This window comes from Pseudomonas sp. TMW22090 (assembly GCF_022496665.1).
GTDB classification, from domain to species: Bacteria; Pseudomonadota; Gammaproteobacteria; order Pseudomonadales; family Pseudomonadaceae; genus Aquipseudomonas; species Aquipseudomonas gregormendelii.
Map to the genome: position 1 here is coordinate 559,426 of NZ_SCFH01000003.1, position 21,341 is coordinate 580,766.

The window sequence follows — 21,341 nt, forward strand, 5'->3', positions numbered from 1 at the left end:
AGGTAATCGCGACTCACGCGGCTTTTCGCCACCTTCAGGGCTCATCCACTCATGCGTCTTCCTACGTTCCGCAAGCGTTTTTCCCACCACTGCCTCGCCTACGGTTTATTGATGACCAGTGCTGCAGGTTGCCTGCTGACACCCCACGCAATGGCAGCCAGTTCTTCTCAACGCTTTACCATTGACGCGGGACCACTGGATGGAGCGCTGAGTCAGTTCGCGGCGGCGGCCAATGTGATCCTGTCGTTCTCGCCGCAGCAGACCGCTCGGTTGCGAACCGGGGGGGTGGCAGGTAACTACTCGATCGATGAGGGTTTCCAGGTGTTACTCGAAGGCTCTGGGTTGCAGGCGGTGCCGAGTGCTCCCGGCAGCTACACACTCCAGCCAGTACCAGAGAATGGGCCCCTGGTCCTGGGCGCCACCAATATCAATGCCGCGCAACCTGGTCAAATGAGCCTCGACTACTCGGCAGACGTTGGCTACAACGCAAAAAATAGTCGAGTCGGGACCAAGACCAGCACACCGCTGTCTGAAACCCCGCGCTCGGTGTCGGTGGTCACCAGTCAGCGGATCAGGGATCAAAAATCCCAGACCCTTACCGATGTGCTGGGTTACGTCCCCGGCATTTTTGCGCCGCCCTTTGCCGCGGGCGATAGCCTCGCCGGCGACCTGTTTTTCATCCGTGGTTTTAACGCTACCGACTATGGATATGGTCTGTTGCGAGATGGCTTGCGGGTGCAAGGCAATCGGTACGACACCAGCACCGAACCGTACGGGCTGGAGCGGGTAGAGATTTTTCGCGGTCCTTCCTCATTGCTTTATGGCGAAAACGCCCCTGGTGGCCTGGTCAACATCGTGAGCAAACGCCCGACTGCCGCCCCCCAGGGCGAGGTGCAGTTGGGCTACGGTTCCAACAATCGTCGCCAATTGGGTGTCGACGTGTCCGGTGCGCTCAATGACAGCGGCAACATTCTCGGCCGGATGGTAATGCTGGGACGCAATGCCGACACCCAGACTGATCACGTGCCAGATGATCGGATCTACATCGCCCCCTCCTTGACCCTCAACTTCGATGACTACAACACCTTGACCCTGCTGGCCAACTACCAGAAGGATCACACCAACATGGAGCTCGGTCTGCCTGCCGCAGGTACCTTACTGAACAATCCCAATGGCAAGTTATCCAAGGACACCATGCTCGGCGACCCGGACTGGAACACCTTCGAAAGGGAAACGTGGAGCACCGGATATGAATTTACCCACAGCTTCAATGACGACTGGCAGTTTCGGCAGAACTCGCGCTACATGCAGTCCAGGATCACCCGTCACGAAACCTGGCCCGGCAATCTGAATAATGCAGGCTTTGGTACCCGCCTGAACGTGACTGCCTATGACCGCTTCAACAAGTCGATGGTGTATTCGCTGGATAACCAGCTGGAAGGCAAGTTCGAGGTGGGCGGCCTGGAAAACACCGTACTGTTTGGCGGCAGCTTTGATCGCACTTCCTTCAATCAGGACTGGAATGCAGGCTTCGTCGGGCCAATCGACATATATAACCCGGTTTACCTGCGCGATCCGTTGACCCCCATCGCGGTGCAGAACACTTTGCTGGAACAGCAAATGCAAGGTGCCTATGCGCAGATCCAGAGCAAGTACGATCACTGGCTTTTCTTGTTGGGAGGTCGTCAGGACTGGGTGGACAGCGATTTCCGCGACAAAGTAGCCTCGGCCAGCAATATCAGTTCTGAGGACAGGAAGTTCACCTACCAGGGCGGCGTGATGTACCAGTTCGACAACGGCCTGACGCCGTACGTCAGCTATTCCACTGCGTTTGTGCCCGTGCAGCAGATCTCCAACTCGGGTGCACCCTTGGACCCGATCACCAGCAGCCAGTATGAAGTGGGTCTGAAATACGAACCCATCGGCTGGGACACGGCCTTCACCGCCTCGGTGTATGACTTGCGCAAGAAAGACGACACCTACTTCGACGCAACCACTTCCACCTATCGCCAAGTGGGTGAAAGCCGTGCCAAAGGCGTGGAGCTGGAACTCAACAGCAACCTGACGCCAAATCTGAATGTGACGGCGGCCTACACCTACACCGATGCACGCATCACCAAGGACTCCGCCACTTCGCTGGTGAAGGATCACCAGATGACGGGGGTTCCGCGCAATCAGGCGTCGGTTTGGGCCAAGTATCGCTTCCTCGAAGGCAGCCTCAAGGGGCTATATGCAGGTGGCGGTGTGCGGTACTTCGACAGCGCGTTCGCCTACACGGCGCCGTCCCTGTACGGAAAGCTGGATGCGGGTGATGTCACCCTGGTGGATGCGGCCGTGGGTTATCAGATTGATCGCAACTGGACGGTCGACGTGAATGCAAAGAACGTCTTCGACAAGGAGTATGTGGCTGGGTGTAATGATGCGGGGCGGTGCTATTGGGGCGAAAGCCGAACGTTACTGGGCTCGATTACCTATAACTGGTAAGTAACAGTCAGAAAAAGGGCTGTGGATAACCTATCCCCAGCCCTTTTTTTACTTGCCTATACAAAAACTCGAAAATATCCGCCCCAGTAAATCATCGGAGCTGAACGCACCGGTGATTTCTCCCAGGGAGTGCTGCGCCTGGCGCAGATCCTCGGCCAGCAACTCCCCGGCACCTGCCAGTGTCAGCTGCGCGCGACCGTGCTCGAGGGATGCGCTGGCATGGCGTAACGCCTCAAGGTGGCGTCGACGGGCACTGAAGCTGCTTTCAGAAGTTTGCTCGTAGCCCATGCACGCCTTGAGGTGATCTCGCAGCAGTTCCAGGCCGGCGCCGGCGGACTTGGCACTCAGGCTGATAGTGACATGGCCATCCTCGCTGACTTCCAGTGCAATGGCTTCGCCTGTCAGGTCAGCCTTGTTGCGGATCAATGTGACCTTGGCCGGGTCCGGGCGCACTTCGAGGAATTCGGGCCATAAGGCAAACGGATCAAGCGCTTCCGGCGCGGTGGCATCGACTACCAGCAGCACCCGATCCGCTTCGCTAATGGCCTTCAACGCCCTTTCCACTCCGATTTTCTCCACATGATCATCGGTATCCCGCAGACCGGCCGTATCGACTACATGAAGCGGCATGCCATCGATGTGGATATGTTCGCGAAGAATGTCCCGGGTAGTACCGGCAATCTCGGTGACAATCGCAGCCTCGCGACCCGCCAGGGCATTCAGCAGGCTGGATTTACCGGCATTCGGTCGACCGGCAATGACTACGGTCATGCCGTCGCGCAGCAAGGCACCCTGCCCGGCCTCACGCAGTACTGTGGATAACTCGTCTCGCACTTTGTCGAGCATGCTCAGGACATGGCCATCGGCGAGGAAGTCGATTTCCTCCTCCGGGAAGTCGATGGCCGCTTCAACGTAGATCCGCAGGCCAATCAACTGCTCGGTAAGGTTATGCACCCGCTGGGAAAAAGCTCCCTGCAGGGAACGCAGCGCATTTCGCGCTGCCTGTGCGGAACTGGCTTCGATCAGGTCAGCGATAGCTTCGGCCTGGGCCAGATCGAGTTTGTCGTTGAGGAATGCCCGTTCGCTGAACTCGCCCGGGCGAGCCAGACGACACCCCAGTTCCAGGCAGCGCTTGAGCAACATGTCCAGGACGACCGGGCCGCCGTGGCCCTGAAGTTCCAGCACATCCTCGCCGGTGAACGAATTCGGGCCCGGGAAATACAGGGCCAGTCCCTGGTCCAGCACCTCTTCGTTGCCGTCGAGGAAAGGTCCGTAATGGGCATATCGGGGTTTCAGTTCGCGGCCGCTGAAGGCTTTGGCAGCAACACTGGCCAGTGGCCCCGAAATGCGCACGATGCCCACGCCACCGCGACCTTGTGCAGTTGCGACAGCGGCGATGGTTTCACGAGGAACGCTCATAAACCGATATCCAGACAAAAATGACAGATAGCAAAACGCCCCACTAGGGGGCGTTCTGAGTGGTTATCCACAGTGTAAATCAGGCTGCTGCTTTAGTAGCCGCTTCGACTTTACGCGTGATGTACCACTGTTGGGCGATGGACAGGCAGTTGTTGACTACCCAATACAGCACCAGACCAGCCGGGAACCACAGGAAGAAGAAGGTGAAGATGATTGGCATCAGCTTCATCACCTTGGCCTGCATCGGATCCGGTGGAGTCGGGTTCAACTGCTGCTGGATGAACATGGTTGCGCCCATGATGATCGGCAGAATGAAGAACGGATCCTTGATGGACAGGTCAGTAATCCACAGCATGAACGGCGCCTGGCGCATTTCCACGCTTTCCAGCAGAACCCAATACAGGGAAAGGAAAACCGGCATCTGCACGAGGATTGGCAAGCAACCACCCAGCGGATTGATCTTCTCTTTCTTGTACAGCTCCATCATGGCTTGCGACATTTTCTGCCGGTCGTCGCCATGTTGCTCTTTCAGCGCGGCCAGTTTCGGTGCCACTGCACGCATACGTGCCATGGATTTGTAGCTGGCAGCCGACAGTGGAAAGAAGATCCCCTTGATCAGCATGGTCAGGAAGATAATCGACCAGCCCCAGTTACCGACCAACGCGTGGATATGTTGCAACAGCCAGAAAATCGGCTGGGCAATGAACCACAGGATGCCGTAGTCGACGGTCAGTTCCAGGCCTGGGGACAACTCTTTCAGCACAGCCTGGCTTTTCGGACCTGCGTAGAGAACCGCACTGGTTTCAGCTTTGGCACCTGGCGCGACAGTAATTGCCGGACCGGTGAAGCCGATGATGTAGTTGCCTTTGCTGTCTTTACGGGTCTGAACGACGTTGTTTTCGCCTTTCGCCGGAATCCAAGCTGTTACGAAGTAATGCTGCAACCAGGCAACCCAACCACCGCTGACTGTTTCCTTCAGCTGGGCCTTGTCCATGTCTTTCATGGACACTTTCTTGTACGGCTCGTTACTTGTCCACAGGGCAGCGCCCAGATAAGTGGCAGTACCGGTGGCCGTAGTCGAGGATGGGTCACCGCTGGCGTCACGCTTGAGTTGGGCAAACATCGCGCCAGACCAGGGTTGAGCGCTCTCGTTGTCGATCAGATACGAAACGGTTACGTCATACAGGCCACGTTTCACGGTGAAACGCTTGATGTAATTGACGCCGTCCTTGCTGAACTTCAGGTCCACGACCATTTGGTCCTGGCCATCAGCCAGCTGGTAAACCTTCTTCTCCGAGGAGTAAACCGGACGACCGGCCGGGTTCGCGTCCGGACCGTTGGTGCCGATCAAACCACTTTGAGCCAGATAAGTGCGCTCATTGCCGTTGTCGAACAACTGGAACGGAATTTCCGGATGGTCCTGGCGACGTGGATACAGCGGCAGTGTCAGTTGGGCAACGTCACCACCCTGTGGATCGACTGCCAGGTCGAGCACATCCGTTTTGATGCGGATGAGGTCTTTGCTTGCCGCTACCGGAGTTTCAGCAGGAGCAGTTGCACTGGTATCGCTTGGGGCGCGCGGAATGTCGTCACTGACAGAAGCATTATTGCCAGTCGCCGTATCCGGTAGGCCCGGTGCGGTAGTACTGGAAGCAACATTCTGAGTCGGCAGGGCAGTTTGACCGTAGTCCTGGTTCCATTTAAGGACCATAACGTAGGCCACGATTGCCAGGGCGACGATCAGGATCGTGCGTTTGATATCCATGATTACTCGGCCATCGAAGAAGAACGGGAGGTAGGGATAGATGGAACCGGGTCATAACCACCGGGATTCCACGGATGACAGCGACCTAAACGACGAAAGGTCAGCCAGCCACCGCGCAGAAGGCCATGATTTTCTATGGCTTCATACGCGTAGCAGGAACAACTGGGGTAGAAGCGACAGTGACTGGCCATCAGGGGACTAATGGCATAGCGATAAAACTGGATCGGAACGAGTGCCAGTTTACGCATCGGGACTGTCTACCCCTACAGTTTCGGTTTTGACTGCTGGTACTGGCGTGCTGCGTGCCAGACGCTTCCAGAGTTTGCCGAAATGCTGAATCAATTCGGGGTTTTCTACGTCACCCAAACCTTTGCGCGCGACGATAACAATGTCCCAACCGACCAGTGATTCCTGGTGCAGACGGAACGATTCGCGCATCAGACGTTTGAGGCGATTGCGCTCGACGGAGAGCTTTACGCTCTTTTTCCCGATAACCAGCCCGAGACGGGGGTGATCAAGATCGTTATTGCGCGCAAGGAGCAGGAGATTTTTCCCCGGAACCTTGCCGGTAGGGGAGTCAAAGACTGCCTTGAAATGCCGGGGGGTAAGCAAACGCTTCTCCCGACTGAAGTCCTGACTCACCTCCAGTGCCGGATTATCAAACTGCCAGACGCGCACGACCTTTGGCGCGACGACGCGACAGGACGGCGCGACCGTTTTTGGTAGCCATGCGAGCACGGAAACCGTGGGTACGAGCGCGTTTGATAGTGCTTGGTTGGAAAGTACGTTTCATTGTCGTGTTACCTGGTTCGTCCACAACGGGCCGGAATGGCCCCCGTTTTAAGAGACCGGGGATTCTAGAGAAAGCAAGCCTCTAGGTCAATTTCCAACCAGCGTTTCCTTATAAATAGATCTGCTGGCGATTCCCGGTGCCTGACCAACCTGTAGATATAGAAATAAAGAAGGAAAGTATTTAAAGCTTTTTTGTAAAGCTTATAAAAGCTAGGCAGGCACTTTGCTGTGGATAACTGCCTTGGGGCCAGGTAAAACGCGGTGTACAGAGAATGACAACTACCGTGGTAAACGGTGGTCAGCCTGTGCTGCGCTGTCGGATAAGCTGTGGGTGAAAGGCATGTTTATCCACAGGTAGGTTATCCACCGAGTTTCCCCCCTACTTGTGCAATGACCTTAACCCCGGTTATCCACAGAGCTTATGCACAGACCATTGGTCGCCTTTTTTCCCTATAAAGCGTTGATTCTTCTTGGTGGATGAACAACCTTCGTGTGGATAAGTCGGCGCCTGATCGTTACAATGGCCGCTTGTTTTTGCCTCACCGGCTTTCAACTTAGGGGATATCCGTGTCAGTGGAACTTTGGCAGCAGTGCGTGGAGCTTTTGCGCGATGAGCTGCCTGCCCAACAATTCAACACTTGGATCCGTCCACTACAGGTCGAAGCCGAAGGCGACGAGCTGCGTGTCTACGCGCCGAATCGTTTTGTTCTCGACTGGGTCAACGAAAAGTATCTGGGTCGTGTTCTTGAGCTGCTGGATGAGCATGGCAATGGCTCGATGCCGGCGCTGTCCTTATTAATAGGCAGCAAACGCAGTTCGGCGCCGCGGGCGGCACCCAATGCTCCGCTGGCCGCCGCCGCTTCCCAGGCTCAGGCCGCACAGGCTCCGGTGAGTGCACCTGCGCCTGCGCCAGCTGCCCCGCAGCAGACCAAACGCTCGACGCAAAAAATTGCCGATGTCAGCGAAGAACCGTCCCGGGACAGTTTCGACCCGATGGCCGGTGCCAGTTCGCAACAGGCCCCGATTCGCGCTGAACAGCGCACGGTGCAGGTCGAAGGTGCGCTCAAGCACACCAGCTACCTGAACCGCACGTTTACCTTCGAGAACTTCGTCGAGGGCAAGTCCAACCAACTCGCTCGCGCTGCGGCCTGGCAGGTTGCGGACAACCCCAAGCATGGCTACAACCCGCTCTTCCTTTATGGTGGTGTTGGCTTGGGTAAGACCCACTTGATGCACGCTGTGGGTAACCACCTGTTAAAGAAGAATCCGAATGCGAAGGTCGTGTACCTGCATTCCGAGCGTTTCGTGGCCGACATGGTCAAGGCGTTGCAGCTGAATGCGATCAACGAATTCAAGCGCTTTTACCGTTCGGTGGATGCGCTGTTGATCGATGACATTCAATTCTTCGCCCGCAAGGAACGTTCTCAGGAAGAGTTTTTCCACACCTTCAACGCTTTGCTCGAAGGTGGCCAGCAGGTCATTCTCACCAGTGACCGCTATCCGAAAGAAATCGAAGGCCTTGAAGAACGCCTGAAGTCCCGTTTCGGCTGGGGCCTGACGGTTGCAGTCGAACCGCCGGAACTGGAAACCCGTGTCGCGATCCTGATGAAGAAGGCCGATCAGGCCAAGGTTGATCTGCCACACGACGCCGCGTTCTTCATTGCCCAGCGCATTCGCTCCAACGTGCGAGAACTGGAAGGCGCGCTTAAACGCGTGATCGCCCACTCGCACTTCATGGGTCGCGATATCACCATTGAGTTGATCCGCGAATCCCTGAAGGATCTGTTGGCGCTACAAGACAAACTGGTCTCTGTGGATAACATTCAGCGCACGGTCGCCGAGTACTACAAGATCAAGATCTCCGACCTGCTGTCCAAGCGTCGTTCTCGCTCGGTGGCACGTCCGCGTCAGGTGGCCATGGCATTGTCCAAGGAGCTGACCAACCACAGCCTGCCGGAAATCGGCGATGTGTTTGGCGGCCGTGACCATACGACGGTTTTGCACGCCTGCCGCAAGATCAACGAACTTAAGGAATCCGACGCGGACATCCGCGAGGACTACAAGAACCTGCTGCGTACACTGACCACTTGATGACACCAGCGCAGCTTATTAAGGCAAGGGACTAGACCATGCATTTCACCATTCAACGCGAAGCCCTGTTGAAACCCCTGCAACTGGTCGCAGGCGTCGTCGAACGCCGACAGACCTTGCCGGTGCTTTCCAACGTGCTGCTGGTTGTCGAAGGCCAGCAACTGTCGCTGACCGGTACCGACCTGGAAGTCGAGCTGGTCGGTCGTGTACAGCTCGAAGAGCCGGCAGACCCGGGTTCCATCACTGTGCCTGCGCGCAAGTTGATGGACATCTGCAAGAGCCTGCCGAATGACGCGCTGATTGATATCAAGGTCGACGAGCAAAAGCTCGTGGTGAAAGCCGGTCGTAGCCGCTTTACCCTCTCGACGCTGCCAGCCAATGATTTCCCGACTGTTGAGGAAGGCCCAGGTTCGCTGACGTGCAGCCTGGAGCAAAGCAAGTTGCGTCGTCTGATCGAGCGCACCAGCTTCGCCATGGCCCAGCAAGATGTGCGCTATTACCTCAATGGCATGCTTCTGGAAGTGTCGGCCGGAATCATCCGCGCTGTGGCCACCGACGGCCACCGTCTGGCGATGTGCTCGATGCAGGCGGATATCGGTCAACCGGATCGTCACCAGGTGATCGTGCCACGCAAGGGCATCCTTGAACTGGCGCGTCTTCTCACCGAGCCGGATGGCATCGTCAGCATCGTGTTGGGCCAGCACCACATTCGTGCTACCACAGGTGAGTTCACCTTCACCTCCAAACTGGTAGACGGCAAATTCCCCGATTACGAGCGTGTCCTGCCTAAAGGGGGTGACAAGCTGGTTCTCGGCGATCGTCAGGCACTGCGTGAAGCTTTCAGCCGCACCGCGATTTTGTCCAACGAAAAGTATCGTGGCATCCGCCTGCAGCTGGCCAATGGTCAGCTGAAGATTCAGGCCAACAACCCTGAGCAGGAAGAGGCAGAGGAAGAAGTGGGCGTTGAGTACAACGGGGGCTCGCTGGAAATCGGCTTCAACGTCAGCTATTTGCTCGACGTGCTGGGCGTGATGACCACTGAGCAGGTTCGCCTCATTCTGTCCGACTCCAACAGCAGCGCGCTGGTGCAGGAGTCCGACAACGACGACTCGGCCTACGTTGTCATGCCGATGCGTCTGTAATCATGCTCAGCAGAAGCTAGATGTCATTAAGTCGCGTCTCGGTCACCGCGGTGCGCAATCTGCACCCGGTGACCATCTCCCCCTCCCCTCGAATCAATATTCTCTACGGCGCCAACGGCAGCGGTAAGACCAGCGTGTTGGAAGCCATCCATCTGCTGGGCCTGGCCCGTTCGTTTCGTAGCACCCGGCTGCTCCCCGTTATTCAGTACGAGCAGCTGGCGTGCACCGTATTCGGTCAAGTCGAGCTAGCCGAAGGCGGCCATAGCGCGCTGGGGATCTCGCGCGACCGTCAGGGTGAGTTCCAGATCCGCATTGATGGACAAAACGCTCGTAGCGCAGCCCAGCTGGCCGAGATCCTCCCTTTGCAGCTGATCAACCCTGACAGCTTCCGCCTGCTCGAAGGCGCGCCGAAGATTCGTCGGCAGTTCCTCGACTGGGGTGTGTTCCACGTGGAACCACGATTCATGTCCACCTGGCAACGGTTGCAGAAGGCCCTGCGCCAGAGAAACTCTTGGCTGCGGCATGGTACACTTGACGCCGTTTCGCAAGCGGTTTGGGACAGGGAACTGTGCCAGGCCAGCGCGGAAATCGATGAATACCGTCGCGCCTATATCAAAGCCCTGAAACCAGTCTTTGAACAAACCCTGAGTGAGTTGGTTGAGCTTGAAGGTTTGACGCTCAGCTATTACAGAGGCTGGGACAAAGACCGCGAACTGAGTGCAGTGCTCGCCGGTTCCGTGCAACGGGATCAGCAAATGGGCCATACCCAGGCCGGACCACAACGCGCTGATTTGCGTCTCAGATTGGGCGCACATAACGCCGCGGACATCTTGTCCCGCGGTCAGCAGAAGCTGGTGGTTTGTGCATTGCGCATTGCCCAGGGGCACTTGGTCAGCCAAGCCCGTCGCGGCCAGTGTATTTATCTGGTGGATGACCTGCCGTCCGAATTGGATGAGCACCACCGCCGCGCGCTTTGCCGCTTGTTGGAAGACTTACGCTGCCAGGTATTTATCACCTGTGTAGATCATGAATTATTGAGGGAAGGCTGGCAGACGGAAACGCCAGTCGCTTTGTTCCACGTGGAACAGGGCCGTATCACCCAGACCCACGACCATCGGGAGTGAAGGCATTGAGCGAAGAAAATACGTACGACTCAACGAGCATTAAAGTGCTGAAAGGCCTGGATGCCGTACGCAAACGTCCCGGTATGTACATTGGTGACACCGACGATGGCAGCGGTCTGCACCACATGGTGTTCGAGGTGGTCGATAACTCGATCGACGAAGCTCTAGCCGGCCACTGCGACGACATCAGCATTATTATTCACCCGGATGAATCCATCACCGTTCGCGACAACGGCCGTGGCATCCCGGTTGACGTGCACAAGGAAGAAGGCGTTTCTGCAGCCGAGGTCATCATGACCGTGCTGCACGCCGGCGGTAAGTTCGACGATAACTCCTACAAGGTATCCGGCGGTCTGCACGGTGTAGGTGTGTCGGTTGTGAACGCCCTGTCCGAAGAGCTTATCCTGACAGTACGACGCAGTGGCAAGATCTGGGAACAGACCTATATCCACGGCGTTCCGAAAGAGCCGATGAAAATCGTTGGCGAGAGTGAAACTACTGGCACCCAGATCCACTTCAAGCCTTCCGACCTGACCTTCAAGAATATCCACTTCAGCTGGGACATCCTGGCCAAGCGGATTCGTGAACTGTCGTTCCTGAACTCCGGTGTTGGCATCGTCCTAAAGGATGAGCGTAGCGGCAAGGAAGAGCTGTTCAAATATGAAGGCGGCCTGCGCGCGTTCGTTGAATACCTGAACACCAACAAGACTGCGGTCAACCAGGTGTTCCACTTCAACATCCAACGTGAAGATGGCATTGGTGTAGAAATCGCCCTGCAGTGGAACGACAGCTTCAACGAGAACCTGTTGTGCTTCACCAACAACATTCCACAGCGCGACGGCGGTACTCACCTGGTGGGTTTCCGTTCGGCGTTGACGCGTAACCTGAACACTTACATCGAAGCCGAGGGCTTGGCGAAGAAGCACAAAGTTGCCACTACAGGTGACGATGCGCGCGAAGGCCTGACCGCGATCATTTCGGTGAAAGTCCCGGATCCGAAATTCAGCTCCCAGACCAAGGACAAGCTGGTTTCTTCCGAAGTGAAGACCGCTGTCGAACAGGAAATGGGCAAGTACTTCTCCGACTTCCTGCTGGAAAACCCGAACGAAGCCAAGCTGGTCGTCGGCAAGATGATCGACGCCGCCCGTGCTCGTGAAGCAGCACGTAAAGCCCGTGAGATGACCCGTCGCAAGGGCGCGCTGGATATCGCCGGCCTGCCGGGCAAACTGGCTGACTGCCAGGAAAAAGACCCTGCCCTTTCCGAACTGTATCTCGTGGAAGGTGACTCTGCTGGCGGCTCCGCCAAGCAGGGACGTAATCGTCGTACCCAGGCCATCCTGCCGTTGAAGGGCAAGATTCTCAACGTTGAGAAAGCCCGCTTTGACAAGATGATCTCTTCGCAGGAAGTAGGCACCTTGATCACGGCGCTCGGCTGCGGCATCGGTCGTGACGAGTACAACATTGAGAAACTGCGTTATCACAACATCATCATCATGACCGATGCTGACGTCGACGGTTCGCACATCCGTACCTTGCTGCTGACCTTCTTCTTCCGTCAGTTGCCCGAGCTGATCGAGCGTGGCTACATCTACATCGCCCAGCCGCCGCTGTACAAGGTCAAGAAAGGCAAGCAAGAGCAGTACATCAAAGACGATGACGCCATGGAAGAATACATGACGCAATCGGCCCTGGAAGATGCCAGCCTGCACCTGAATGAAGAGGCACCGGGTATCTCTGGTGAAGCCCTTGAGCGCCTGGTGAATGATTTCCGCCTGGTGATGAAGACCCTCAAGCGTCTGTCGCGCCTGTATCCTCAGGAGCTGACCGAGCACTTCATCTACCTGCCTGCAGTCAGCATGGAGCAACTGTCCGATCATGCAGCCATGCAGGAGTGGTTGGCCAAGTTCGAAGTTCGCCTGCGTACCGTTGAGAAGTCGGGTCTGGTCTATAAGGCCAGCCTGCGTGAAGACCGTGAACGTAACGTTTGGCTGCCTGAGGTCGAGCTGATCTCCCACGGTTTGTCGAACTACGTGACGTTCAACCGCGACTTCTTCGGCAGCAACGATTACAAGACCGTGGTCTCCCTGGGCGCTCAGTTGAGCACTCTGCTCGACGAAGGCGCGTATATCCAGCGTGGCGAACGCAAGAAGGCCGTCACCGAGTTCAAGGAAGCGCTTGAATGGCTGATGGCCGAAAGCACCAAGCGGCACACCATTCAGCGATACAAAGGTCTGGGCGAGATGAACCCGGATCAGCTGTGGGAAACCACCATGGACCCTGCGCAGCGCCGTATGCTGAAGGTGACCATCGAAGACGCCATTGGCGCGGACCAGATCTTCAACACCCTGATGGGTGATGCGGTCGAGCCTCGCCGTGACTTCATCGAGAGCAATGCCTTGGCGGTTTCGAATCTGGACTTCTGATCCAGTGTAGATAACCCAGCCAGACAAAAAGGCCAACGCTTGCGTTGGCCTTTTTGTTTCGCAAGGTGCTCAGAACCGACGAATTTCGCTCATAAAAAAACCGGCTATATCAGCCGGTTTTTTTACATCCAAAAAAAACTTATGCACCTTTTTACAGATATTCAGCAATTAATAAATATACATATAAATCAGTAAGTTACGATCGTATTCAGGACATTTTCCGGGAAACGGTACACAGCTTATCCACAGAATCTCAGACAACCAGTTGATCGCTTGCCGCGGGTGCCTGGGGTGCAGGTGGCAACGAACCCATTTCCCGCTGCATCTGCTCGTTCCAGGCCTGGACCCGGTCGTTCAATTCAGCAATGGCCCGAGGCCCTGTTCCTGCTGCATACATCGGCTCGCCGATGATCACAGTGATGACGCCCTGCTTCTTGGCCCAGCCGGATTTCGGCCAAAATTTACCGGCATTGTGCGCAATAGGCAGTACCGGCAGGGCAGCATTTACAGCCAATGCGGTGCCACCTCGGGAAAACTTGCCGATGGTGCCGTAAGGCACACGAGTGCCTTCAGGGAAAATCAGCACCCAGACGCCGTCCTTGAGCAATTCATCGCCTTTCTTGGCCACATGCTTGAGGGCGGCTTTCGGGTTGTCACGATCAATCGCAATAGGCCGCAGCATGGCCATCGCCCAGCCGAAAAACGGCACAAACAGCAGCGAGCGTTTGAGCACCTGGCTCAAGGGTTCGAAATACGCCGAGAGAAAAAATGTTTCCCAGGTGCTCTGGTGGTTCGACTGAACCACGCAAGGCTGATCAGGTACGTTCTGCGCGCCTTTGACTTCATAACTGATGCCCAGGAACACTTTACTCAGCCACAGCGCGCAGCGGCACCAGTACACGTTAATGAAACGATAGCGCGCCTTGAACGGCAGAAAGGGCGCGATAAAAAAGCTCAGGCTGCACCAAAGCAGAGAGCTGGTGCCCAGCAACAGATAAAAAAGGAAGGTTCTGATGGCCTGCAGTATCGACATGGCGACGTTTACCGTGCGGGCTGTGCCCGTCTATACAAAGCGCACTCCCGATCAATCCTGGTTCAGGAATATCGAAAACGCTCTAGTTGTGGATAAGTTCTGCGGCAATCGCCGCCAGATCGTCAAAAATCAAGGTCCCCACCGGCAGAGTCTTGCCCAGCGTTTTTTCGCCCTTCCCGGTCTTTACCAAAACGGGCTGAGAATCGACGGCTTTGGCGGCTTCCAGGTCACCAAGACTATCGCCGACGAACCATAGATTTGTCAGCGACACGTTGTAATGAGCGGCGATGCTTTGCAACATCCCGGGTTTTGGCTTGCGGCAGTTGCAACCGTCGTCCGGCCCGTGCGGACAATAGACGATCAGCCCGACTTCACCGCCCTGCTGCGCCACCAGCGAGCGCAAGCGCTCGTGCATGGCGTCCAGGGTGGCGATGTCGTAGTAGCCGCGAGCAATGCCCGACTGGTTGGTGGCGACTGCTACCGTCCAGCCGGCCTTGCTCAACTGCGCGATGGCCTCGATCGAACCGGGGAGTGGAATCCACTCCTCCACCGACTTGATGTAAGCGTCGGAGTCATGGTTGATCACCCCGTCCCGATCAAGAATCAGCAGTTTCAACAGCAGTCCCTCAGCCCAGCAACGAAATATCGGCAACGCCGAGGAACAATCCACGCAGACGCGCCAGCAACGCATAACGGTTGGCGCGCACATTGGCGTCATCGGCGTTGACCATTACGGCTTCGAAGAATGCATCCACCGGCTCGCGCAAGGCGGCCAGCCGAGCCAGGGACTCGCTGTACTGACGCGCCGCAGCCATCGGCTGGACAGCCTGATCCGCCTGCTGAATCGCCGAATACAGGGAGAACTCGTTGGCATTATCGAAGTACTTGGCTTCGACGACGGTCGGGACCGAGCCTTCGACCTTGCTCAGCAGGTTCGACACGCGCTTGTTCACCGCGGCCAGTGCTGCAGCTTCCGGCAACTGACGGAACGCCTGGACGGCTTGCACGCGTTGATCGAAGTCCAGTGCAGAACCTGGTTTCAGGGCGCGCACCGACAGGTAGGTCGCGACATCCACGCCTTCGTCCTCGTAACGGGCACGCAGACGATCGAAGATGAACTCCAGCACCGAGTCATTCAGGCCGGCAACCTTGACCTTGGTGCCAAATGCATTCACGGCGAAAGCCACGGCGTCATTCAGGTCGAGGTCGAGCTTCTTGTCGATCAGGATGCGCAACACACCCAGTGCTGCACGACGCAGGGCATAGGGGTCTTTGCTGCCGGTCGGCAGCATGCCGATCCCGAAGATGCCTACCAGGGTGTCGAGCTTGTCGGCGATGGCAACGGCCGCACCGGTCATCGTGGTCGGCAGTTCGGCACCGGCACCGCGCGGCATGTACTGCTCGTTCAGCGCCAGGGCGACTTCTTCCGGCTCGCCGTCGTTGAGGGCGTAGTAGTACCCGGCGACACCTTGCATCTCGGGGAACTCACCGACCATTTCGGTCGACAGGTCGCACTTGGACAGCAGGCCTGCGCGGGCCGCCCATGCAGCGTTGCCGCCGATGCGTTGAGCGATGAACGCAGCCAGTTTGGAAACGCGCTCGGCCTTGTCGTAGACGCTGCCCAGCTTCTCCTGGAACACCACGTTCTGCAGGCGCAGGTTGAAATCTTCGAGTTTCTGCTTCTTGTCCTGCTTGAAGAAGAACTCGGCGTCGGTCAGGCGTGGACGAACCACTTTCTCGTTACCGGCGATGATCTGCTGCGGGTCTTTGCTTTCGATGTTGGCCACGGTGATGAAACGGGGCAGCAACTTGCCGTCGGCATCCAGCAGGCAGAAGTACTTCTGGTTGTCCTGCATGGTGGTGATCAGGGCTTCCTGTGGCACTTCGAGGAAGCGTTCCTCGAACGAGCACACCAGCGGCACCGGCCATTCAACCAGCGCGGTCACTTCGTCGAGCAGGGCTGGCGGTACGATCGCAGTACCTTCCTGCAGGGTCGCCAGTTCTTCGGTGCGCTTGCTGATCAGGGCGCGACGCTCATGGGCATCGGCCAGCACGTAGGCTGCACGCAGGTCGGCCAGGTAATTGGCTGGCGAGGTGATGCGCACGCTTTGCGGGTGATGGAAGCGGTGACCACGGGAATCGCGGCCGGACTTCTGGGCAAGGATGGTGCAGTCGATGACCTGGTCACCGAGCAGCATTACCAGCCACTGGGTCGGACGCACGAATTCTTCCTTGCGAGCGCCCCAGCGCATGCGCTTGGGAATCGGCAGGTCGTTCAGCGAGTCTTCGACGATGGTCGGTAGCAGGCTCGCGGTCGGTTTGCCGGCGATGCTCTGGCTGTAGCGCAGTTTCGGGCCGCTTTGATCGATTTCGCTCAAGTCGACGCCGCACTTCTTGGCGAAGCCCAGGGCGGCCTGAGTCGGGTTACCTTCGGCATCAAAAGCGGCCTGGCGTGGCGGGCCATCGAGGTTGATGCTGCGATCAGGCTGCTGGGTAGCCAGCGAAGTGATCAGTACCGCCAGGCGACGTGGCGCGGCGTAGACAGTTTTGGTCTCGTAATTCAGGCCGGCAGCTTGCAGACCCTTGTCGATACCGGCAAGAAAGGCATCCGCCAAAGCGTTCAGCGCTTTGGGTGGCAGTTCTTCGGTGCCCAGTTCAACCAGAAAATCCAGAGCACTCATTGTGCAGCCTCCAGCTTGGCCAGTACTTCGTCACGCAAATCCGGGGTCGCCATCGGGAAGCCCAGCTTGGCGCGAGCCAGCAGGTAGGCTTGCGCAACGGAACGCGCCAGGGTGCGTACACGCAGAATGTATTGCTGACGCGCAGTCACGGAGATTGCCCGGCGCGCATCCAGCAGGTTGAAAGTGTGGGACGCCTTCAACACCATTTCGTAGCTAGGCAACGGCAACGGCTGGTCGAGTTCGATCAGGCGCTTGGCTTCGCTTTCGTAGAAGTCGAACAGCTCGAACAGCTTCTCGACGTTGGCGTGTTCGAAGTTGTAGGTCGACTGCTCGACTTCGTTCTGGTGGAACACGTCGCCGTAGGTGACTTTGCCCATCGGGCCGTCTGCCCAGACCAGGTCGTAGACCGAGTCCACGCCTTGCAGGTACATGGCCAGGCGCTCGAGACCGTAAGTGATCTCGCCGGTCACCGGGTAGCACTCGATGCCGCCCGCCTGCTGGAAGTAAGTGAACTGCGTCACTTCCATGCCGTTGAGCCACACTTCCCAGCCCAGGCCCCAGGCGCCCAGCGTTGGCGACTCCCAGTTGTCTTCGACGAAGCGAATGTCATGGACCAGTGGGTCCAGGCCAACGTGCTTGAGGGAGCCCAGGTACAGTTCCTGGAAGTTGTCCGGGTTCGGCTTCAGCACTACCTGGAACTGGTAGTAGTGCTGCAGGCGGTTCGGGTTTTCGCCGTAGCGGCCGTCAGTCGGGCGACGACTGGGCTGCACATAAGCGGCGTTCCAGGTTTCCGGGCCAATGGCGCGCAGGAATGTGGCAGTGTGGAAAGTGCCGGCGCCTACTTCCATATCGTAGGGCTGAAGTACCACACAACCTTGCTCGGCCCAGTATTGCTGGAGGGCGAGGATCAAGTCTTGGAAGGTACGCACGGCTGGCGTAGGCTGGCTCACGAAATTCACCTGTTTCTTGGGCTGCGATTTAAAGAGCGGGAGTATACCCGATTCGGTCCTGCGCACGCCCCCTGGAGCCTTATGCCACGCTGCTTTTGGTGTTCCGAAGATCCGCTGTACATGGCTTATCACGATCAGGAGTGGGGCGCGCCGCTTCGCGATGCGCAGGGACTCTTCGAGTTGCTTTTGCTCGAAGGGTTCCAGGCCGGTCTTTCCTGGATCACCGTGTTGCGCAAACGCGAGCGTTATCGCGAAGTGCTGTTTGGCTTCGATGTGCAGCGTGTGGCGCAAATGAGCGACGCGGAAATCGATGAATTGATGCTCGATCCCGGCATAATCCGCAATCGACTGAAACTCAACGCGGCCCGCCGTAATGCCCAGGCCTGGCTGGCGCTGGAGGATCCGGTTGCGTTCCTCTGGTCGTTTGTCGGCGGAACGCCGGTGATCAATCATTTCAAGGACCGCAGCGAAGTGCCAGCCGTGACGCCCGTGGCGGTAGAAATGAGCAAGGGCCTGAAAAAAGCCGGGTTCACCTTCGTCGGGCCCACCATCTGTTACGCGCTGATGCAGGCGTCGGGCATGGTCATGGACCACACCCGCGATTGCGATCGTTACGCGACCTTGGCGAACGGCGGTTAGAATGGCCGCCTCGCACACAGCACAAGATCAGGAGTGACCTGTGGATAAGTTTAAAGGCGCCTTGCTGGTAGGCGCTCTGCGGTTGTTTGCCCTGCTTCCGTGGCGCGCCGTGCAGGCTGTCGGCTCGGCCATCGGCTGGGTGATGTGGAAAACCCCCAACCGCTCGCGCGATGTGGTGCGGATCAACCTGGCCAAGTGTTTCCCCGAGATGGACCCGGCCGAGCGTGAACAGCTGGTGGGTCGCAGCCTGCGGGACATCGGCAAATCGCTGACCGAGAGTGCCTGCGCGTGGATCTGGCCGGCGCAGCGTTCGATCGACCTGGTGCGTGAAGTCGAAGGTCTGGACGTGCTGAAGGACGCCCTGGCTTCGGGCAAGGGCGTTGTGGGCATTACCAGTCACTTGGGCAACTGGGAAGTGCTGAACCATTTCTATTGCAGCCAGTGCAAGCCGATCATTTTCTACCGACCACCGAAGTTGAAGGCGGTGGATGATTTACTGCGCAAACAGCGAGTACAACTGGGCAACCGAGTCGCGGCTTCCACCAAGGAAGGCATTCTCAGCGTGATCAAGGAGGTACGCAAAGGTGGCGCAGTGGGTATTCCTGCGGACCCTGAGCCGGCAGAGTCTGCCGGGATTTTCGTGCCGTTTTTCGCCACCCAGGCCCTGACCAGCAAGTTTGTGCCAAACATGCTGGCCGGCGGCAAAGCCGTCGGCGTCTTCCTGCATGCACTGCGGCTGCCGGACGGTTCGGGTTACAAAGTGATACTCGAAGCAGCGCCTGATGCGATGTACAGCACCGACACCGAGACGTCCTGCGCGGCGATGAGCAAGGTGGTGGAGCGTTATGTCGGTGCGTATCCAAGCCAATACATGTGGAGCATGAAACGCTTCAAGAAGCGTCCGCCGGGCGAAGAGCGCTGGTACTGAGGTTATATAGAAGTTGGCACAGCCTGCGATTTTTTGATTTGAAAAGGTCAAAAGATCGCAGGCTGCGCCAGCTCCTACGGGTGGCGGTCTAGTTTCTTCAGGAATACGGTCATTTCTTTTTCCGCCTGCTTGTCGCCATGGGCCCGGGCAGCCTCCAGGCCCATGTCCCAGGCATGGCGGGCGGCTGCGAAGTCAGCCTGCGCCAGATACGCCTTGCCCAATAGCTTCCAGGCCGCCGAATACTTCGGATCAAACGCTACACAGCGCTGGAAATGCTCGGCCGCCTTGGCGTTTTCCCCAAGATCCAGGTAACCCTTACCCAGGCCGAAGCGCAGCAATGCGTTATCCACACCCTTGGCGAGCATTTTTTCCAGGGATTCGAGCATGGATTACCCTCTGATTGATTTGTGATCATGAGATTGCCTGCGGGAGCAAGGCTTACCCGCGATGAGGCCAATGAACTCGCCACCAAACTGGCTTAGAAGAAGCTCAACCCCACATGGAACAGCTTCTCCACATCCCGGATATGCTTTTTATCCACAAGGAACAGGATCACATGGTCCCCCGCCTCGATCACTGTGTCGTCATGGGCAATGATCACTTCTTCATCGCGGATGATCGCACCAATGGTCGTGCCCGGTGGCAGGCCAATGTTCTCGATGGCCTTGCCGATCACCTTGCTTGATTTCTCATCGCCGTGGGCAATCGCTTCGATCGCTTCGGCCGCACCCCGGCGCAATGAGTGCACGCTGACGATGTCGCCGCGGCGCACGTGGGCGAGCAAGGTGCCGATGGTTGCGAGCTGCGGACTGATGGCGATATCGATGTCGCCGCCCTGGATCAGATCGACATAGGCCGGATTGTTGATGATCGTCATCACCTTCTTCGCGCCCAGGCGTTTAGCCAGCAGCGAAGACATGATGTTGGCTTCATCGTCGTTGGTCAGAGCCAGGAACAGGTCGGCGTCGGCTATGTTTTCTTCCAGCAGCAGATCACGGTCCGAAGCGCTGCCCTGCAACACCACGGTACTGTCCAGGGTATCCGACAGGTGCCGGCAGCGTATCGGGTTCATCTCGATGATCTTGACCTGGTAGCGGCTTTCGATCGCCTCGGCCAGGCGCTCGCCGATCTGCCCGCCCCCGGCAATCACAATACGTTTGTAGGTTTCATCCAGGCGGCGCATTTCGCTCATCACCGCGCGGATATTCGCTTTGGCGGCGATGAAAAACACTTCGTCGTCCGCTTCGATCACGGTGTCGCCCTGGGGCAGGATCGGGCGGTCCCGGCGAAAGATCGCCGCGACGCGGGTTTCGACATTTGGCATGTGTTCGCGCAACTGGCGAAGTTGCTGTCCCACCAGCGGCCCGCCGTAATAGGCCTTCACCGCCACCAATTGCGCTTTGCCTTCGGCGAAGTCGATGACCTGTAGCGCGCCCGGGTGTTGGATCAGGCGCTTGATGTAGTTGGTCACCACTTGTTCCGGGCTGATCAGCACGTCGACCGGGATCGCTTCATTGTCAAACAACTCGGAGCGGGTGAGGTATGCCGCTTCACGTACCCGGGCGATCTTGGTCGGGGTGTGGAACAGGGTGTGGGCCACCTGGCACGCGACCATGTTGGTTTCGTCGCTGTTGGTCACCGCCACCAGCATGTCGGCGTCGTCCGCGCCCGCTTGACGCAGCACCGTGGGCAATGAGCCGCGGCCTTGCACGGTGCGGATGTCCAGGCGGTCGCCGAGGTCACGCAGACGTTCGCTGTCGGTGTCGACCACAGTGATGTCATTGGCTTCGCTGGCCAGGTGCTCGGCCAGCGAACCACCGACCTGCCCCGCGCCGAGGATGATGATTTTCATCCAGTCACTCCCTTGAAG

General features: G+C 57.6%; 18 protein-coding genes. 7 read left to right on the forward strand and 11 right to left on the reverse strand.

The features are described from left to right. Window positions 1-51: 51 nt before the first annotated feature. The gene (locus EQV97_RS11855; protein WP_240888971.1) at window positions 52-2,484 is read left to right on the forward strand and encodes a TonB-dependent siderophore receptor; all 2,433 of its coding nucleotides are present in this window, start codon (window positions 52-54) and stop codon (window positions 2,482-2,484) included. Between the two features lie 48 nt (window positions 2,485-2,532). On the opposite strand, the gene mnmE is transcribed toward EQV97_RS11855, so the two are convergent. From mnmE to rpmH, 5 genes are all read right to left on the reverse strand, one after another. Continuing rightward, window positions 2,533-3,903, reverse strand: coding sequence for a tRNA uridine-5-carboxymethylaminomethyl(34) synthesis GTPase MnmE (gene mnmE / locus EQV97_RS11860; protein ID WP_122840917.1), 1,371 nt, complete (start codon window positions 3,901-3,903; stop codon window positions 2,533-2,535). 79 nt (window positions 3,904-3,982) lie between these two features. Next, window positions 3,983-5,668: a membrane protein insertase YidC gene (gene yidC / locus EQV97_RS11865; protein WP_122840916.1), complete on the reverse strand. Its 1,686-nt coding sequence runs from the start codon at window positions 5,666-5,668 to the stop codon at window positions 3,983-3,985. Between the two features lie 2 nt (window positions 5,669-5,670). Further along, window positions 5,671-5,916 (reverse strand): membrane protein insertion efficiency factor YidD, encoded by a 246-nt coding sequence (gene yidD, locus EQV97_RS11870; RefSeq protein WP_052966011.1) that lies wholly within the window; start codon window positions 5,914-5,916, stop codon window positions 5,671-5,673. Next, window positions 5,909-6,310: a ribonuclease P protein component gene (rnpA, locus tag EQV97_RS11875; RefSeq protein WP_045061255.1), complete on the reverse strand. Its 402-nt coding sequence runs from the start codon at window positions 6,308-6,310 to the stop codon at window positions 5,909-5,911. Before rnpA ends, yidD begins: the two co-directional genes overlap by 8 nt. A 16-nt stretch (window positions 6,311-6,326) precedes the next feature. Next, entirely contained in the window at window positions 6,327-6,461 is a 135-nt protein-coding gene (rpmH, locus tag EQV97_RS11880) for a 50S ribosomal protein L34 (RefSeq protein WP_003213577.1), read from the reverse strand. A 566-nt stretch (window positions 6,462-7,027) separates the two neighbouring features. Between rpmH and dnaA the strand changes: the two genes are divergently transcribed. From dnaA to gyrB, 4 genes are read left to right on the forward strand one after another with little or no spacing between them, the layout of a single operon-like run. Then, window positions 7,028-8,551 (forward strand): chromosomal replication initiator protein DnaA, encoded by a 1,524-nt coding sequence (gene dnaA, locus EQV97_RS11885; protein WP_122840915.1) that lies wholly within the window; start codon window positions 7,028-7,030, stop codon window positions 8,549-8,551. Window positions 8,552-8,589: 38 nt separating this feature from the next. Next, window positions 8,590-9,693 carry a DNA polymerase III subunit beta gene (dnaN, locus tag EQV97_RS11890; RefSeq protein WP_007948106.1) on the forward strand — a complete coding sequence of 368 codons (1,104 nt, stop codon included), beginning with the start codon at window positions 8,590-8,592 and terminating at the stop codon, window positions 9,691-9,693. A gap of 20 nt (window positions 9,694-9,713) precedes the next feature. Continuing rightward, entirely contained in the window at window positions 9,714-10,817 is a 1,104-nt protein-coding gene (gene recF / locus EQV97_RS11895) for a DNA replication/repair protein RecF (protein WP_240888972.1), read from the forward strand. Window positions 10,818-10,822: 5 nt separating this feature from the next. After that, a complete protein-coding gene (gene gyrB / locus EQV97_RS11900; RefSeq protein ID WP_122841277.1) occupies window positions 10,823-13,240 on the forward strand; it encodes a DNA topoisomerase (ATP-hydrolyzing) subunit B in 2,418 nt (805 codons plus the stop codon). Between the two features lie 253 nt (window positions 13,241-13,493). Here the strand turns inward: gyrB and EQV97_RS11905 are convergent, their stop codons facing one another. The 4 genes from EQV97_RS11905 to glyQ form a co-directional block, all read right to left on the reverse strand. After that, window positions 13,494-14,273 carry a lysophospholipid acyltransferase family protein gene (locus tag EQV97_RS11905; protein ID WP_122840913.1) on the reverse strand — a complete coding sequence of 260 codons (780 nt, stop codon included), beginning with the start codon at window positions 14,271-14,273 and terminating at the stop codon, window positions 13,494-13,496. An 82-nt stretch (window positions 14,274-14,355) separates the two neighbouring features. Beyond that, on the reverse strand, window positions 14,356-14,895 hold the full coding sequence (gene gmhB / locus EQV97_RS11910) for a D-glycero-beta-D-manno-heptose 1,7-bisphosphate 7-phosphatase (RefSeq protein ID WP_163019522.1): 540 nt from the start codon (window positions 14,893-14,895) through the stop codon (window positions 14,356-14,358). Window positions 14,896-14,899: 4 nt separating this feature from the next. Continuing rightward, a complete protein-coding gene (gene glyS, locus EQV97_RS11915; protein ID WP_122840911.1) occupies window positions 14,900-16,954 on the reverse strand; it encodes a glycine--tRNA ligase subunit beta in 2,055 nt (684 codons plus the stop codon). Then, window positions 16,951-17,904 carry a glycine--tRNA ligase subunit alpha gene (gene glyQ, locus EQV97_RS11920; protein WP_008155694.1) on the reverse strand — a complete coding sequence of 318 codons (954 nt, stop codon included), beginning with the start codon at window positions 17,902-17,904 and terminating at the stop codon, window positions 16,951-16,953. Before glyQ ends, glyS begins: the two co-directional genes overlap by 4 nt. Before the next feature lie 81 nt (window positions 17,905-17,985). Here glyQ and tag point away from each other — a divergent pair, with 81 nt between their 5' ends. Both tag and EQV97_RS11930 read left to right on the forward strand, forming a co-directional pair. Continuing rightward, complete coding sequence (gene tag / locus EQV97_RS11925) at window positions 17,986-18,543, forward strand: DNA-3-methyladenine glycosylase I (protein WP_045061230.1); 558 nt, start codon at window positions 17,986-17,988, stop codon at window positions 18,541-18,543. A 40-nt stretch (window positions 18,544-18,583) separates the two neighbouring features. Beyond that, window positions 18,584-19,471, forward strand: coding sequence for a lysophospholipid acyltransferase (locus EQV97_RS11930; RefSeq protein WP_045061229.1), 888 nt, complete (start codon window positions 18,584-18,586; stop codon window positions 19,469-19,471). 74 nt (window positions 19,472-19,545) lie between these two features. Here the strand turns inward: EQV97_RS11930 and EQV97_RS11935 are convergent, their stop codons facing one another. Together EQV97_RS11935 and trkA are read right to left on the reverse strand one after the other, a co-directional pair. Next, entirely contained in the window at window positions 19,546-19,857 is a 312-nt protein-coding gene (locus tag EQV97_RS11935; protein ID WP_240888973.1) for a tetratricopeptide repeat protein, read from the reverse strand. A gap of 92 nt (window positions 19,858-19,949) precedes the next feature. Beyond that, window positions 19,950-21,323 (reverse strand): Trk system potassium transporter TrkA, encoded by a 1,374-nt coding sequence (gene trkA / locus EQV97_RS11940; protein ID WP_045061227.1) that lies wholly within the window; start codon window positions 21,321-21,323, stop codon window positions 19,950-19,952. Window positions 21,324-21,341: the final 18 nt, after the last annotated feature.

What these genes read in the sequence shown, in the direction of transcription:
- EQV97_RS11905 (WP_122840913.1), bottom strand. Translation starts at nt 14,273, where the DNA reads ATGTCGATACTGCAGGCCATCAGAACCTTCCTTTTTTATCTGTTGCTG.
- yidD (WP_052966011.1), bottom strand. Translation starts at nt 5,916, where the DNA reads ATGCGTAAACTGGCACTCGTTCCGATCCAGTTTTATCGCTATGCCATT.
- dnaN (WP_007948106.1), top strand. Translation starts at nt 8,590, where the DNA reads ATGCATTTCACCATTCAACGCGAAGCCCTGTTGAAACCCCTGCAACTG.
- yidC (WP_122840916.1), bottom strand. Translation starts at nt 5,668, where the DNA reads ATGGATATCAAACGCACGATCCTGATCGTCGCCCTGGCAATCGTGGCC.
- EQV97_RS11935 (WP_240888973.1), bottom strand. Translation starts at nt 19,857, where the DNA reads ATGCTCGAATCCCTGGAAAAAATGCTCGCCAAGGGTGTGGATAACGCA.
- tag (WP_045061230.1), top strand. Translation starts at nt 17,986, where the DNA reads ATGCCACGCTGCTTTTGGTGTTCCGAAGATCCGCTGTACATGGCTTAT.
- trkA (WP_045061227.1), bottom strand. Translation starts at nt 21,323, where the DNA reads ATGAAAATCATCATCCTCGGCGCGGGGCAGGTCGGTGGTTCGCTGGCC.
- glyS (WP_122840911.1), bottom strand. Translation starts at nt 16,954, where the DNA reads ATGAGTGCTCTGGATTTTCTGGTTGAACTGGGCACCGAAGAACTGCCA.
- recF (WP_240888972.1), top strand. Translation starts at nt 9,714, where the DNA reads ATGTCATTAAGTCGCGTCTCGGTCACCGCGGTGCGCAATCTGCACCCG.
- mnmE (WP_122840917.1), bottom strand. Translation starts at nt 3,903, where the DNA reads ATGAGCGTTCCTCGTGAAACCATCGCCGCTGTCGCAACTGCACAAGGT.
- EQV97_RS11855 (WP_240888971.1), top strand. Translation starts at nt 52, where the DNA reads ATGCGTCTTCCTACGTTCCGCAAGCGTTTTTCCCACCACTGCCTCGCC.
- rpmH (WP_003213577.1), bottom strand. Translation starts at nt 6,461, where the DNA reads ATGAAACGTACTTTCCAACCAAGCACTATCAAACGCGCTCGTACCCAC.